Origin of the sequence: Streptomyces sp. R44 (genome assembly GCF_041053105.1) — a bacterium.
Classification (GTDB): domain Bacteria; phylum Actinomycetota; class Actinomycetes; order Streptomycetales; family Streptomycetaceae; genus Streptomyces.
The window spans coordinates 4,929,393-4,943,530 of the sequence record NZ_CP163444.1 but is presented as its reverse complement, the minus strand read 5'-3'; the positions used below and the strand labels follow the sequence as shown (position 1 = coordinate 4,943,530).

Below are 14,138 nucleotides of genomic sequence, written 5' to 3'. Positions count from 1 at the left end.
TGGGGTGGGCGCAGCCCACAACGGGGGCTACGCGAAGACGACCGTGCGGCGGCCGTTCAGGAGGATTCGGCGTTCCGCGTGCCACTTGACGGCCCGCGCCAGCGCCTGGCACTCGACGTCCCGCCCGATCGCCACCAGCTGGTCCGGCGTCACCTCGTGGCCCACCCGCTCGACCTCCTGCTCGATGATCGGGCCCTCGTCGAGGTCGGCCGTCACATAGTGCGCCGTCGCGCCGATGAGCTTCACGCCGCGCGCGTGCGCCTGGTGGTAGGGCTTGGCGCCCTTGAAGCTGGGGAGGAAGGAGTGGTGGATGTTGATGATCCGCCCGGAGAGCTGCTTGCAGAGGTCGTCGGAGAGGACCTGCATGTAGCGGGCCAGGACGACCAGCTCGACGTTCTCGGACCGGACGAGGTCGAGGAGCTCCGCCTCCGCCTCCGGCTTGTTCTCCTTCGTCACCGGGATGTGCCGGAACGGGATCCCGTACGAGCCCACCAGCTCCTCGAAGTCCCGGTGGTTGGAGACGACGGCGACGATCTCCACCGGCAGCGCCCCGATCCGCGACCGGAACAGCAGGTCGTTCAGGCAGTGGCCGAACTTCGAGACCATGAGCACGACCCGCATCGGCTGGTCGGCTCGGTTGATCTGCCAGTCCATCGCGTAGGCGTCGCCGACGGCGGCGAAGCTCGCCCGGAGCTTTTCGACCGTCACGGGGGCCTCGGCCGAGAAGTGGACCCGCATGAAGAAGAGACCCGTGTCGCGGTCTCCGAACTGCTGGCTGTCCTCGATGTTGCAGCCGGTGATGAAGAGGTAGCTCGACACGGCGTGCACGATGCCCTGCTTGTCGGGGCAGGAGAGGGTGAGGACGTACTGGTCGGTCATCCCGTCAGCCTGCCACAAGCGTCCCGCCGGGAGGACCACCGTCCGCCAGGCGGAACGCCTCAGGACCGCGTCATGATATGGAGCACATCGAGGGAGCGCGGGGGTGTGTCGGGGTCCTCGCCGTCGGCCTGGGCGAGGCGGACGTGGGCCTCGCGGGCGGCCCGTACGGCCTCCGGCCAGCCCGGGTGCTGCATGTACGCCGAGAAGGGGGCGTCCGGGCCCACCTGGTGCATGATCCGCAGCACGCGGAGGACGGCGACGTCGACGAGGGCGGCCTCGCCGGAGTCCCGGAAGATCGAGCCGACGTACTTCTCGGCGGACCAGTTGTCGAGCCAGGTGTCCTCGACGAGGCGGTAGACGGCGTCGGTGACGTCGCCGTACCCGTCCTGGCCGGCCAGCCAGGTCGTCTCGTGGAATCCGGGGTCGGAGAGCATGTGCAGCGCCGAGCGCGCGTTGCTGCGCCAGCGCCACCACGGCATGTCGTTGAGCGGCATGCCGCCCATGGTGGAGGAGCGACGGCCGCGACGGGAAGAGTTAACCGAACCGGAGACCGAACCGGGGACTGGACTGGACATCGTTCGATCGTACGTTTCCTTGTCCGGTAAGCGGACTCGCCCCCTCCCCATCCGATCGCCCGCCCCCGCAATTCACCTTCACGTCACCCCCCGTTGAACCGTGCTCACTCCCGCGTTACCCGTGAGGCGGAAATGTGCATGCCCATGACCGGTAGGCGACTGACCTCACTCCTCGCGCATGTCACGACCGCGGCGGCCGGAGCGTCGCTGCTCACCGGGTGTGGCGTGCTCCCTGGGGCCACGGGGGGCTCCAGGGAGCCCGTCACGGTGATGACCTGGGCCCCCGACCAGACCCGAGCGACCAATATGCCCGGAATGCCTGCCATGGCGCAGACCTTCGCCCGGTGGGTCAACTCCCAGGGCGGCATCAACGGGCACGAGCTGCGCGTCCTCACCTGCAACGAACAGAACTCCAGCGCCGGCGCCGCCGCCTGCGCCCGCCGCGCGGTCCGCGAGAAGGCGGTCGCCGTCGTCGGCTCGTACAGCCAGAACGGCCGCGCCTTCATGGCCCCCCTGGAGGCCGCGGACATCCCGTACATCGGCGGCTACGGCATCGCGGAGGACGAGTTCACGAGCCCGCTCTCGTACCCCGTCAACGGCGGGGTGGCCTCGCTCGTCGCCGGGCACGGCATGCAGCTCGCCGACTCCTGCGAGAAGGTCTCCCTCGTCCGCCCCGACACCACCGCCGGGGACAAGCTCCCCGACCTCCTCAACTCCGGCCTGCGCAAGGCGAGTCACCGCAGCGCCGTCGACATCCCGGCCATGGAGGACGCCGCCGAGTACACCCAGCAGGCAGGCCGCGCCCGCACCCGGGCCGGTGACGAGAAGGGCTGCGTGACCGCCGTCCTCGGCGAGCGGACCCAGACCTTCTTCGACTCCTTCCGCCGGCTCCCCGCGCAGCAGGAGGAGAAGAAGCGCGACACCGTCCGGATCTCCTCGGTCCTCGGCAGCGTCGACCAGCCCGTCATCGACCGCACCGGCGGCGCCCACAGCCCCTTCGAGGGCGCGTTCGTCACCGGCTGGTACCCGGCGGCGGGCGACGAGAGCTGGGCGCCGATGCGCAAGGTCATCCAGGAGCACGCCTTCGCCGACAACCGGGTCGACCCGGCCGACACCGGCGTACAGACCACCTGGATCGCGTACACGGTCCTCAAGGACGTCATCGAGTCCCTCGACGAGGACACGATCACGGCCGGGCAGATCACCCACGCCCTCGACCGGGGCGAGCAGATCGACACCGGCGGCCTCACCCCCAGCCTGCGCTGGAAGTACGAGGACCTGCTCGGCGCCCCCGGCTTCACCCGGATCGTCAACCACGAGGTGACGTTCCAGGTGGTGCGCCAGGGGCGGCTCGTGGCGCAGAAGCCCGGTTTCGTCGACGTCGGCGAGACCGTCCTCAGCACCCCGTAACCCTGCTCGGAGCCGATCCGGCTCAGAGCTGCGTCCAGCTCCGCTTGTCGAGGCCGTACTTCACGGCGGTCGGGTTCCACAGCCCGGCCGCCGTCTTCTTCGCGGCACTGGCCTCGCCGCTCTTCGCGTCGCCCGCGGCCTTCTGGCTGGTCGAGCGGGCGTGGCCGCCCTTGCAGGCCTTCTTGTTCTTCATCTGGTCGGCCCAGGCCGCGTAGTGGTCGTCGGCGGCGGCAGAGGCCTGCCAGGCCTGGGTGAGCGCCGCCGTCAGCGCGGCGTTGTCCGGGATCTTGTCGACCGACAGCGCCTGGAGCTGGGTGATCAGCCCGCGGCGCTGCTCGGCGGCGCCCCGCAGATCGCTCCCGGCCTTGTCGAGGTTCTTGCACTGGTTGATGGACGCGACCGAGTCGATCACCGTCTGACGGCTGCTGCTGCTGGTCGCGAGGAGCTTGCTGAGCTCCTGCGCCTGCGGCTCCGCCGGATCGGCCGGCTTCTCCGAGGGCTGCTGCCCCGAGGCGGACGGCGCGGCGGAGCTGGCCGCCACGTTCTGCCCGCCGGTCTTGGGGTCCTTCTCCTCGTCCCCGCCGCTGAGCAGCGCGCCGGCGCCGAGGCCGACGACCGCGCAGCCGACGACGACGGCGGCGATCAGCGCGAGCGGCGACTTGCGGCGCGGTTCGGGCTCCTCGTCGTCGTAGTAGGCGTCCTGGAAACCGAACTGCTGCGGAGGCTGCGGCGGCTGGTGCTGAGGCTGCTGCTGGTACGGGGCCGGGCCCGGCTGCTGGTAGCCCTGCGGCGCGTGCGGCTGCTGGGGCGGCCGCGGGGCCTCCGTACGGAAGAGGCTGTCGAACTCGGCGGGCGGCTGCCGCTCACCGGGCGTCTGCGCCGGCACGGGGGCCATGTACTGGGTGGCGTCCGAGGCGCCGGCCGGGGCGGCGGGCCCCTGGTGGGCGAGCGGGCCCGTGCCGAGGAACTGGGTGTCGGAGCCCCCGCCCTGCTGCGGCGGCACCGGCGCCATGTGCTGCGTGGCCTGCATGTCGCCGGCGGCCGGGGCGCCGGGGCCCGGGTAGCCGTAGCCGGGCTGCGGGGCGGCCGGAGCGCCCGGACCGGGGTAGCCGTACCCCGGCTGGGGGGCGGCCTGCGCCGGCGGCATCCCGCCCGGCTGCGGCGGCTGCACCGGGGGCATCCCGCCGGGGACCGGGGCGATGTGCTGGGTCGCCTGCATGTCGGCGGCGGCCGGGGCGCCGGGGCCCGGGTAGCCGTAGCCGGGCTGCGGCGGGGCCTGCTGCGGCGGTATCGGCGGCAGGTACTGGGTGGACTGCATGTCGGCGGCGCCCTGCGGCGCCTCCGGGGGCAGCGGCTGCGCGGGCGGCAGCGGCTGCCCGCCCTGCTGGCCGCCCTGCTGGCCACCTGCGGGACCCCAGGCGCCGCCCCACGGCTGACCGCCGCCATGCTCCGGACCCTGTCCGTTCTGCGTCACCGGGACTCCCACTGATGGACCAACCTACGGAATCGTCGGCTCACGCTACCGGGTGCCGACTGGGCTCCGCACACACGTGTGAGACCGGTTACACAAGCTGTTTACGAAACGTCCCCGGGCGTCCAGGGGGCGTACAGCTCCCTCGGCCACTACGCCGCGTACAGCTCCATCCGCACGCCGAACTCCCGCACCACCGGCTCCCCCGCGTACGGCTCGAGCCGCTCCCTCAGATCGTCCAGGTACTCGACGCCCCGCGACGACCGCAGCGTGCCGAGCAGTTCGAGGGCCTGCGTACCCGTCCGGCAGGCCTGCTCGACCTCCCGCTGCTGGACCTGCGCCGAGGCGAGCAGCGCGAGGCCGATCGCGCGCCGCCGCGCCCGCGACTCCGGATGCCCGGCGATCGACTCCTCCGCGGCCCGCGCCGCCTCCTCCGCCTGCCCCAGGTCCCGGTGGCAGTGCGCCAGTTCGTCCGCGAGGTAGGCCGCGTCGAAGTGGGCGATCCACGCCGGGTCGTCGCCCGCCTCCGGATCGGCCTGCCCAAGGGCCCGTACGGCACGGCCCGCCGCCGTCTCGAAGGCGCGGACGTCGCCCATCAGCGCGTGCCCGCGGGCCTCCGCCGCGAGGAACATCGCCTCCGCGCGCGGCGGCACCTTGCCGCGCGCGCCCTCCTGCGCGGCCCGCGCCAACTGGGCGATCTCCCGCGGGTTGCCGAGCTGCGCCGCGAGGTGGCTCATCGAGGCGGCGAGGACATAGCCGCCGTACCCCCGGTCCCCCGCCGCCTGCGCGAGCCGCAGCGCCTGGATGTAGTACCGCTGCGCCAGCCCCGGTTCACCGGTGTCCACCGCCATGTACCCGGCGAGCTCGGTCAGCCGGGCGACGGCCGCGAACAGCTGCCGGCCGACCGCCTCCCGGTACGAGCCCGACAGCATCCCCGACACCACGCTGTTGAGGTAGTGCACGACCACCGGCCGCACATGGCCGCTGCCGAAGCGCCGGTCGAGGTCGACGAGCGCGGCCGTCATCTCCCGTACGGCCGCCACGTCCGCGACCCCGACCCGGGCCCCCGCCATCCGCGCCACGTGCGCGTCGGGCCCCGTGATCAGCCAGTCCCTGCTGGGCTCGACGAGCGCGGAGGCCGCCACGGTCGAGCCGTTCAGGAAGTCGCGGCGCCCCACGTCGCTGCGCCACAGCTCGCAGACCTGCTCGATCGCCCCGGGCACGGTCGGCGCGAACTGCAGCCCCACCCCGGCCGCGAGGTTCCGGCCGTTGGCCATGCCGACCTCGTCGATCGTGACCGTGCGGCCCAGCTTGCGGCCGAGGGCCTCCGCGATGATCCCGGGCGCCCGGCCGCGCGGCTGCTGCCCGCGCAGCCAGCGCGCCACCGACGTCTTGTCGTACCGCAGGTCGAGGCCGCGCTCCGCGCCGACCATGTTGACCCTGCGGGCGAGGCCGGCGTTGGAGCAGCCCGCCTCCTGGATGAGCGCCTGGAGCCGTTCGTTGAGCTGACGCGGAACGAGTGGCCTGGCTGCCATGAGTACCCCCTGAGGCCGTGCGGTGATCACCGAGAAGAGATCACTGCCCGGTGGATATCCGGTCAATGCCGATGTGAACACGCGAAACCGGACACGTCGGCCGCACGGAGAAAAGCCACCCCCGCCGCCGGCGCCCCCACCTCTCCGTACCCACCCCCGCTCCCCGGCCCTCCGCGCGCCCCCGCCAGTGCACCCATGCGCCCCGCGTGCAGGATCGATGCGTCAACACGGCCCCCGCCACGCCCGTAACCCCAGGTGGCGGGGGAAGTTGTGTTCACCGTGGAAGAGACCATGGGAGTCACGGAAGCCGCACAGATCCCCAAGCAGCGGGGCGAGCAGCTGCTGGACAGCGCCGTGCGGTACGCGGAAGAGCGGCACTGGGACGTGTTTCCCGGGACCTGGCTGGAAGTCGTCGAGGGCAAGGAGCGCTGCTCCTGCGGCGCGGACGCGTGCGCCGTGCCCGGCGCCCACGCCGTCAGGCCCGACTGGTCGACCCAGGCGACCGGCAGCGGCGTCGGGGCGCGGCGGATGTGGTCGAAGACCCCGAAGGCCTCGATCCTGCTGCCGACCGGCCGCACCTTCGACGCGATCGAGGTGCCGGAGACGGCCGGTTTCCTGGCGCTCGCCCGCATGGAGCGGATGGAGCTGACGCTCGGCCCCGTGACCTGCACCCCGGACCGCCGGATGTACTTCTTCGTGCTGCCCGGCGCCGCGACCAAGGTGCCCGACCTCGTCCGCAAGCTCGGCTGGGCCCCGGCCTCCATCGACCTCGTCACGCGCGGCGAGGGCCACTACGTGGCGGCCCCGCCGACCCGGGTCGGCGGCTTCGGCGCGGTGCAGTGGGCGCGGCGCCCCACCCCGGCGAACCGCTGGCTGCCGGACGCGGAGGAGCTGATCAGCGCCCTCGCGTACGCGTGCGGCCGGGAGGCCGCGGAGGCGAGGGGCCGCGCGCAGTGACCCGCGGGCCCGGCGGGGCCCGGTCGTAGGGTGGTCCCCGTAAGTATGACGGGGACCATCGAAGGGTTGACGGACCATGCCTGACCAGGCATTTGACGGAGCGTTCGACAAGGCGGGCGCCGCACCGGGGGACGGTGCGGTGCCCGCCGTGCGTGTGGAGGGGCTGTGGAAGCGCTTCGGACAGCAGATCGCGGTGAACGGGATCGATCTCGTCCTGCCCGCCGGCCGGTTCATCGGGCTCGTGGGGCCCAACGGCGCCGGCAAGACGACGACCCTCTCCATGATCACCGGCCTGCTGCGGCCCGACCACGGGCGCATCCTCGTCGCCGGCCACGACGTGTGGGCCGACCCTGAGTCGGTCGCCCAGGTCAAGGCCCGCATCGGCATCCTGCCGGAGGGCCTGCGGCTCTTCGAGCGCCTCTCGGGCCGTGAACTCCTCGCCTACAGCGGACGGCTCCGCGGTCTGCCCGGCGCCGAGGTCGACAAGCGGGCCGCGCAGCTCCTCGACGTCCTCGACCTGACCGGCTCGCAGAACAAGCTGGTCGTCGACTACTCGACGGGCATGCGGAAGAAGATCGGCCTCGCCGCCGCGCTCCTCCACAACCCCGAGGTCCTCTTCCTCGACGAGCCCTTCGAGGGCGTCGACCCGGTCTCCGCGCAGACGATCCGCGGCGTCCTGGAGCGGTACACCTCCTCCGGCGCCACCGTCGTCTTCTCCAGCCATGTGATGGAGCTCGTCGAGTCGCTCTGCGACTGGGTCGCCGTCATGGCGGGCGGGCGGATCCGGGCGCAGGGCCCGCTGGCCGAGGTGCGGGGCTCGGCGCCCTCGCTCCAGGCGGCGTTCCTGGAGCTCGTCGGCGCGAACGGCCGCGCGGCGGCCGGGGACTCGCTGGACTGGCTGGGCGGCGGGGCGGGCACGGGCGGTACGCAGCGATGAGTGCCGCCACCTCTCCCGTACCGACGGCCACCGCTCCCGTACCGTCCCTCACGTCCGTCTTCGTACGGCTCAAGCTGTCGCTGCTGAAGAACGGGCTGCGGCAGTCCGGCGGACGCACCGCCGCGTACATCCTGTCGATCGTCTTCGGCGCGCTCTTCGCCGCGGGCATCGTCCTCACATTCGTCCTCATGCGGGGCAACGCGGACGCCGACACCGTGGCGATCCTCCTCATCGGCGCGCTCGCGCTGGCCTGGACGGTCATGCCGCTGTTCATCCCGAGCGGCGACGAGACCCTCGACCCCTCGCGGCTCGTGATGCTGCCGCTGCAGCCCCGGCCGCTGGTCCGGGCGCTGCTCGTGGCCTCCCTCGTGGGCGTCGGCCCCGTCCTCACCCTCGTCCTCGCCCTGGGCGCGGTCCTCTCGGTCGCCCACGGCGCCGCCGGCACGGTCCTCGCCGTCCTCGCCGTCCCGCTCGCGGCGGTGACGTGCGTGGCGCTGTCCCGGGCCGTGGCCGCCGCCAACGTCCGGCTCCTCACCTCCCGCAAGGGCCGTGACCTGGCGCTGCTCAGCGGTCTGGTGATCGCGGTCGGCATGCAGTTCGTGAACTTCGCCGCCCAGCGCCTGGGCCAGGCCGGCGGTCTGGAGTCCCTCGAACCGGCCACGGCCGTCGTCGGCTGGCTCCCGCCGGCCGCCGCGATCGGCGCCGTCGACGCCGCGAGCCAGGGCGACTACGCGGTGGCCGCGGCCCGGCTGCTGCTCACGGCGGCCGCGCTCGTGGGCCTCCTGTACTGGTGGCAGCGGAGCCTGGTGCGGCTGATGGTCGAGCCGGACGGCTCCACGATCGGCGCGGCCCCGGACGCGGGCGCCCAGGACAAGTCCGCCGGTTCGGGGCTGCTCGCGCGGATCCTTCCGGCCGGACGGACCGGCACGGTCATGGAGCGGGCCCTGCGGTACATCTGGCGCGACCCGAAGACGAAGGCGGCGTGGGTGACCTCGCTCGCCATCGGCCTGATCGTCCCCCTCTTCAACGCCTTCCAGGGCGCCGGCTCGGTCTACTTCGCGTGCTTCGCCTCCGGCATGCTCGGCATGCTGATGTACAACCAGTTCGGGCAGGACAGCTCGGCGTTCTGGATGGTCGCGCAGACCATCTCGACGGCGGCCGACGCGTACGCCGAACTCCGGGCGCGGGCCATGGCCCTGCTCATGATCACGCTGCCGTTCACGGTCCTCGTGACGGCTCTGACGGCCGGTGTCCTCGGCGACTGGGCGAAGCTCCCCGAGGCCCTCGGCCTGTCGCTCGGTCTGCTCGGCGCGATGGTCGGGACGGGCGCGGTGACCTCGGCGAGCTTCCCGTACTCGATCCCCCAGGACAGCGGCTACAAGAACGTCGCACCGGGGCAGGGCGGACTCGCCTGGATGTCGATCATGGGCGGCATGCTCGCGGCCGGTGTGCTGTGCTCCCCGCTCATCGGCGCGACGATCTACCTCCACGTCTCCGACCGGCAGTCCCTGCTGTGGCTCCTCCTCCCCGCCGGCCTGCTCTACGGCGCGCTGCTCGTCCTCGCGGGCCTCAAGCTGGCGGCCCCGCGCACGGCGAAGCGGCTGCCGGAGATCCTGGCGTCGGTCAGCAAGGGGTAGCCGCCTCCGTCAGTACGCGCGCGGGGGCGGCGCGGCCGGCCGGCAGGCCGCTTTCGCCCGCGCCTGCGCGCGTACCTCCGGAAATCCCTTTGCCGCGGTGAATCTGGGCGGACGATCCTCCCGGCATGAACCTTTCACCTGAGACGGTCATCGAGCTGGACGGCGGGGTCGTGCTCCGCGCGTTCGAGGGCGAGGCGGATCTTCCGGAGTTCTTCCGGGTCGTCGACGCGTCGGTGGAGCACCTGCGCCCGTGGATGCCGTGGGTCGCCGAGCACAGCCGCGAGAGCACGGCCCAGTTCCTGGCGTCCCGGGCGGAACAGTGGGCGAGCGGCGAGGCGTACAGCTACGCGATCGTGCTCGACGGGGCGATCGTCGGCTCCTGCGGCCTGCACCGGCACGACGACACCCCGGACGGGACCCTTGAGGTCGGCTACTGGCTGCACCCGGCCGCCACCGGCAAGGGGCTCGCGACGCGCGCCGCCCGGGCGCTCGTCGCGCAGGCGTTCCGCCTGCCCGGTGTGACCGCCGTCGAGGTCGCCCACGACGTCGCCAACCACGCCAGCGGCGCCGTCCCCTCCCGCCTCGGCTTCACCGCCCACCTCCGCCGCCCCCACGAGCCCACGGCCCCGGCGGAGACGGGCGAGGACCAGGTGTGGCGCCTGAGCCGGTGAGCTGCGTTCCTTCCACGTCCCCTTCGACGCTGATCCGACCCGCGCAACCTTCCCGGTCCCGGGTGAGTCTGAAGGGGAAACGCCTGTGGGGGAAGGAAGAGCGCTGTGGACGAGGTTCTGGTACGGGCCGTCACGTGGGTCGTGCGCGGCGCGGGGTTGGCCGTCGATCTGCTCCTCCTCGGTGGCGACATCCAGGAGCTCCGCAGGCGCAAGGCCCGCGAGAACGGCCGCTAGACGGGCATGCGTGAGGGCCCCCACCCGTCGGGGTGGGGGCCCTCAGTCGCTGTTCAGTGGGTCAGAACGCGCCGTTCAGGCCCCACCAGTTGCCGTCCTCCGGGACGCCCGTGTCGAACGCGCCCGTGCCCTTGCCGGTGTACAGGACCAGGCAGCCCACTCCGCGGCACTCCGGGGAGACGTACGCGGCGTTGGTGATCGTCGCGAGGTCGTTGCGGCCGTCGGCGTTGTAGTCGCCGACCGCGAGGAACGACGCCATGACGTTCCAGCCGCCCGAGCCGATCAGCACGCGCGAGCCGAACGTGCCCGTGGCCGTGACCGGGTAGAACCACAGCTTGCCCGTGGAGCCCTCGCGGCCGACCAGGTCGGGCCGGAGGTCGCCGTTCAGGTCACCGGTGGCGACGAGGGCGTTCATGCCGTTCCAGCCGCCCGTGCCGAGGAGCTTGCGCGCGCCGACGCCCGTGGCGGTGCCCGGGTACAGCCACAGCTTGCCGGTGGACTTCTCGACGGCGAGCAGGTCCGAGCGGCCGTCGCCGGTCAGGTCCCCGTACGCGGTGAGCTTGTCCATGGCGTTCCAGCCGCCGCTGCCGATCAGCACGCGCGAGCCGACGGCGCCGGTCCCCGTCCCCGGGTACAGCCACAGCTTGCCGGTGGAGCCCTCACGGGCGATGACGTCCTCGCGGCCGTCGCCGCTGAAGTCACCGTGCCGGGTCAGGGCGTTCATGGTGTTCCAGCCGCCGCTGCCGACCAGCTTGCCCGAGCCGTCGCCGGGCAGGAACCACATGCGGCCGGCCTTGTCGCGGACCAGGACGTCCGACTTCTTGTCGGCGTTCAGGTCGCCGAAGCCCGCCGCCTTCGTGGCGGTCGCGGCGTACCACTCGGGGTACGCGGGCAGGACGCACTCCCGCTCGGTCGGTACGAGCTTCACCGAGCTGACGGAGTTGCTTCCCGGGCCGCCCCACTCGGTGCCCGCCGGGTCCGGGGGCGTCGAATAGACGGCCCCCGACGTGCCGTAGCCGGCGTCCTCGTACAGGCAGGCGAACTTGTCGGTGCGGTTGACGACCGAGCGGAACGTGTTGTCCCAGCCGCCGAGCGTCGCCGCGTTCGCGTTCGTCTTGTACATCGTGCCGGTGCCGTTGTCGGTCTTCCAGGCACAGAAGTAGCCGGACGGGCAGTCGCTGACGGCTGCCTGCGCCGGCGCCACGCCCGCGCCGAACAGGCCGAGCGAGGTGAGCCCCAGCGTCGTGGCCACCGTGGCCACGCGCCGCAGCATGGATATGCGCATCGAGTTCCCTCCAACCGGCGCGGAGGCGTACTGCTCGACGCGCCGTGACAGGGACCGTACCGCGCCGGTTCTCCCGCTCCACCGCAGGGGCCCCGTTAGCGGAATGGCTGCTTCCCGGGGGCCTCCGCGTCAGGGGGTGAGCACCCCGTTCAGGAAGGGCTCCACGGCCTCGCTCCAGGCCTCCGGGTGGGTGTAGTGGAGGAGGTGGCCGGCGTCGGGGATCTCCGCGTACGCCCCGTGGGGCAGGACCCGGACCATCTCCTGGGCCTCCGCGCGGCCCAGCTCGCCGTCGAGGCCGCGGACGACGAGGGTGGGGCAGCGGACCTGGGCGAGCGAGTCCCAGTGGGCGTCGTGGACCCAGGTCTCGCGGGAGGTCAGCATCTGCTCCGGGTCGAAGACCGGCCGCCAGCCGTCGGGGCGCTCGGTCATCACCTCGGCGAAGAACGCGCCCCGCGCCGGGTTCGGGGTCTCCACCCAGGGATCCTCGTCGCCGAACCAGCGGTGGACGGCCTCCAGGGACGGGAAGGGCGCGGGCCAGCCGCGGAACCAGTCCTGCCAGGCGCGCTGCGAAGCCGCGCCGAGGGCCGAGGCGCGCATGTCGCAGATGACGAGGGCGCGGACGAGGTCGGGGCGCTCGGCGGCCAGCTGCCAGGCGGTCAGGGCGCCCATGGAGTGGCCGACGAGGGTGACGGGGCCGAGGCCGAGCTGCTCGACGACGGCGGCGGCGTCCGCCACGTACGCCTCGCGCGTGAAGGGGCCGCCCGGGGGCTTCTCGCTCGCGCCGTGCCCGCGCTGGTCGAGGGCGACGATCCGGTGCCCTCCGGTGAGCCGGCGGACGGCGGGCGCCCAGTGACCGGCGTGCCCCATCAGGCCGTGGAGGAGTAACACCCCGGGGGCGGGAGCGCCCGAGGGCCGTGCCTGCGGGACCCGTGCGGGGCGCAGGCCGCCGGGGCGCGCGACGGCGTCCGGCCCGGGCTGCGGGACGATCCCGCGGCTCTCGGGTCCGGGCGGGTAGCTCCAGTCCCCACGACCGGGGGCCGCCTGATCCGGGACCGGGTGGCCGGGGCCCTGGTGGCCGGGGCCCTGATGACCCGCCGCGGCGTAGTCCGCGGCCGCGTGGCCGGGGCCCGCGTGGCCGGGGCCCGGATGGCCCGCGGCGGCGTAGTCCGCGGCCGTGTGGTCCCAGGCCGCCAGCCGGACGCCGTCGGCCCCGGTGACGTCGAGTCGTCGCGCCATGGATCCGGCACCCCCTCTTTTCCGTCGAACCTCGCCAGACTATCGAACTCGCATTCGAAAATGCGCTCCTGCCGCGCAACACCCCTCGTTCGAGTGACAGGGCTCAAGGATTGACGCGCGCTGCCGAGGGGAGATCTTGAGCGGGAGGCGGACCGCTCGGGGAAAAACGGTCCGAGGGGAATGACCTTGAGAGCTCGGGGCTCCAGGTCAGCACAGGGGAGGACAGGCCCCGGCGCCGGAAGGTGCCGGGGCCCTCTGTCGCCCGCGGTCCGCGATCCTCCGCCGTCCGTAGCCCTCATGGCCCCACCCCCTCCACGCCCGGCTCCCACCAGCGTGGCACGGCGAGGGCGCGGGCGTGGCGATTCCGGCGTAAAACGGGGCGCACGACGTTTCGTTGGCCCTCCGAGGCCGAGCCGATACGGCTTCGTGACCCCGTCCCGCACAACTCCCACCGACAAGTGGACAGGGGGCGCCCCGCCGGTCGCTCACAGGACCGGCGGGGCGCCCCCCGTCACGTACGACCGCGGGAACTCAGCGCTTCGCGACGAACACGTGCGCCGCGACCTCCGCGTCCAGCTCCGCCGCCTCACCGCTGCTGCCCACCAGGACACCGCCCGGCGACTCCGACACCGACACCACCGAGCCGGGCTGCACGCCCGCCCTCCGCAGCGTGTACATCAGCTGGGCGTCCGTCTGGATCGGCTCGCCGATCCGCCGCACGATCACCGTCTTGCCGCCCGTCGCGTCCAGGTCGGCGAGGGACACCATCGAGTCGTCGAGGAAGGCCTCGGCCTCCGCCTTCTCGCCCAGCTCCTCCAGGCCCGGGATCGGGTTCCCGTACGGCGACTCCGTCGGGTGCCGCAGCAGCTCCAGCACCCGCCGCTCCACGGCCTCGCTCATCACGTGCTCCCAGCGGCAGGCCTCGGCGTGGACCTGCTCCCACTCCAGGCCGATCACGTCCACGAGCAGACACTCGGCGAGACGGTGCTTCCGCATCACGCGGGTGGCGAGGCGACGCCCCTCGTCCGTGAGCTCCAGGTGGCGGTCGCTCGCCACGGCCACCAGGCCGTCGCGCTCCATCCGGGCCACCGTCTGGCTCACCGTGGGGCCGCTCTGGTCGAGCCGCTCGGCGATGCGGGCACGCATGGGGACCACACCCTCCTCCTCGAGCTCGAGGATGGTGCGGAGATACATCTCCGTTGTGTCGATCAGTCCGGACATACGTGCCCCTCGATGAGTCGTGCGCTGGCCCTGCACCAATTCTTGCGCATCGGACGGACAACCGGGCCGATGCGGGGTGAGGCGGTATTG

At 72.9% G+C, this 14,138-nt stretch carries 13 protein-coding genes; 6 read left to right on the top strand and 7 right to left on the bottom strand.

Annotation, left to right across the window (positions count from 1 at the left end):
• Window positions 1-27 precede the first annotated feature (27 nt).
• Together purU and AB5J54_RS23075 are read right to left on the bottom strand one after the other, a co-directional pair.
• Entirely contained in the window at window positions 28-879 is an 852-nt protein-coding gene (gene purU, locus AB5J54_RS23080) for a formyltetrahydrofolate deformylase (protein ID WP_369145810.1), read from the bottom strand.
• A gap of 59 nt (window positions 880-938) precedes the next feature.
• Window positions 939-1,382: a hypothetical protein gene (locus AB5J54_RS23075; protein ID WP_369145809.1), complete on the bottom strand. Its 444-nt coding sequence runs from the start codon at window positions 1,380-1,382 to the stop codon at window positions 939-941.
• Window positions 1,383-1,586: 204 nt separating this feature from the next.
• Between AB5J54_RS23075 and AB5J54_RS23070 the strand changes: the two genes are divergently transcribed.
• Complete coding sequence (locus AB5J54_RS23070; protein ID WP_369145808.1) at window positions 1,587-2,864, top strand: ABC transporter substrate-binding protein; 1,278 nt, start codon at window positions 1,587-1,589, stop codon at window positions 2,862-2,864.
• Window positions 2,865-2,886: 22 nt separating this feature from the next.
• Here AB5J54_RS23070 and AB5J54_RS23065 read toward each other — a convergent pair whose 3' ends face one another.
• On the bottom strand, window positions 2,887-4,338 hold the full coding sequence (locus tag AB5J54_RS23065) for a hypothetical protein (RefSeq protein ID WP_369145807.1): 1,452 nt from the start codon (window positions 4,336-4,338) through the stop codon (window positions 2,887-2,889).
• A 149-nt stretch (window positions 4,339-4,487) separates the two neighbouring features.
• Window positions 4,488-5,870 carry a transcriptional regulator gene (locus AB5J54_RS23060; protein ID WP_369145806.1) on the bottom strand — a complete coding sequence of 461 codons (1,383 nt, stop codon included), beginning with the start codon at window positions 5,868-5,870 and terminating at the stop codon, window positions 4,488-4,490.
• Between the two features lie 270 nt (window positions 5,871-6,140).
• On the opposite strand from AB5J54_RS23060, the gene AB5J54_RS23055 reads away from it, so the two are divergent.
• The 5 genes from AB5J54_RS23055 to AB5J54_RS23035 all read left to right on the top strand — a co-directional run bounded on the left by AB5J54_RS23055 (window position 6,141) and on the right by AB5J54_RS23035 (window position 10,306).
• A complete protein-coding gene (locus tag AB5J54_RS23055; protein ID WP_369145805.1) occupies window positions 6,141-6,827 on the top strand; it encodes a bifunctional DNA primase/polymerase in 687 nt (228 codons plus the stop codon).
• 76 nt (window positions 6,828-6,903) lie between these two features.
• Window positions 6,904-7,764: an ABC transporter ATP-binding protein gene (locus tag AB5J54_RS23050; RefSeq protein ID WP_369145804.1), complete on the top strand. Its 861-nt coding sequence runs from the start codon at window positions 6,904-6,906 to the stop codon at window positions 7,762-7,764.
• Complete coding sequence (locus tag AB5J54_RS23045) at window positions 7,761-9,401, top strand: transporter (RefSeq protein ID WP_369145803.1); 1,641 nt, start codon at window positions 7,761-7,763, stop codon at window positions 9,399-9,401. The genes AB5J54_RS23050 and AB5J54_RS23045 overlap by 4 nt, the downstream gene beginning before the upstream one ends.
• 125 nt (window positions 9,402-9,526) lie before the next feature.
• The gene (locus AB5J54_RS23040; RefSeq protein ID WP_369145802.1) at window positions 9,527-10,072 is read left to right on the top strand and encodes a GNAT family N-acetyltransferase; all 546 of its coding nucleotides are present in this window, start codon (window positions 9,527-9,529) and stop codon (window positions 10,070-10,072) included.
• Window positions 10,073-10,177: 105 nt separating this feature from the next.
• A complete protein-coding gene (locus tag AB5J54_RS23035; RefSeq protein ID WP_369145801.1) occupies window positions 10,178-10,306 on the top strand; it encodes a hypothetical protein in 129 nt (42 codons plus the stop codon).
• A gap of 61 nt (window positions 10,307-10,367) precedes the next feature.
• Here the strand turns inward: AB5J54_RS23035 and AB5J54_RS23030 are convergent, their stop codons facing one another.
• The 3 genes from AB5J54_RS23030 to AB5J54_RS23020 all read right to left on the bottom strand — a co-directional run bounded on the left by AB5J54_RS23030 (window position 10,368) and on the right by AB5J54_RS23020 (window position 14,048).
• Complete coding sequence (locus AB5J54_RS23030; RefSeq protein ID WP_369145800.1) at window positions 10,368-11,591, bottom strand: FG-GAP-like repeat-containing protein; 1,224 nt, start codon at window positions 11,589-11,591, stop codon at window positions 10,368-10,370.
• Window positions 11,592-11,720: 129 nt separating this feature from the next.
• Entirely contained in the window at window positions 11,721-12,827 is a 1,107-nt protein-coding gene (locus AB5J54_RS23025; RefSeq protein ID WP_369145799.1) for an alpha/beta fold hydrolase, read from the bottom strand.
• 531 nt (window positions 12,828-13,358) lie between these two features.
• Window positions 13,359-14,048, bottom strand: coding sequence for a metal-dependent transcriptional regulator (locus tag AB5J54_RS23020; protein ID WP_369145798.1), 690 nt, complete (start codon window positions 14,046-14,048; stop codon window positions 13,359-13,361).
• Window positions 14,049-14,138 lie beyond the last annotated feature (90 nt).

Bases quoted from the DNA above. Each gene is read 5' to 3' on its own strand.
- AB5J54_RS23070 (WP_369145808.1), top strand. From the start codon at position 1,587: ATGTGCATGCCCATGACCGGTAGGCGACTGACCTCACTCCTCGCGCAT.
- AB5J54_RS23025 (WP_369145799.1), bottom strand. From the start codon at position 12,827: ATGGCGCGACGACTCGACGTCACCGGGGCCGACGGCGTCCGGCTGGCG.
- AB5J54_RS23075 (WP_369145809.1), bottom strand. From the start codon at position 1,382: ATGGGCGGCATGCCGCTCAACGACATGCCGTGGTGGCGCTGGCGCAGC.
- AB5J54_RS23045 (WP_369145803.1), top strand. From the start codon at position 7,761: ATGAGTGCCGCCACCTCTCCCGTACCGACGGCCACCGCTCCCGTACCG.
- AB5J54_RS23030 (WP_369145800.1), bottom strand. From the start codon at position 11,591: ATGCGCATATCCATGCTGCGGCGCGTGGCCACGGTGGCCACGACGCTG.
- AB5J54_RS23020 (WP_369145798.1), bottom strand. From the start codon at position 14,048: ATGTCCGGACTGATCGACACAACGGAGATGTATCTCCGCACCATCCTC.
- AB5J54_RS23040 (WP_369145802.1), top strand. From the start codon at position 9,527: ATGAACCTTTCACCTGAGACGGTCATCGAGCTGGACGGCGGGGTCGTG.
- AB5J54_RS23050 (WP_369145804.1), top strand. From the start codon at position 6,904: ATGCCTGACCAGGCATTTGACGGAGCGTTCGACAAGGCGGGCGCCGCA.
- AB5J54_RS23060 (WP_369145806.1), bottom strand. From the start codon at position 5,870: ATGGCAGCCAGGCCACTCGTTCCGCGTCAGCTCAACGAACGGCTCCAG.
- purU (WP_369145810.1), bottom strand. From the start codon at position 879: ATGACCGACCAGTACGTCCTCACCCTCTCCTGCCCCGACAAGCAGGGC.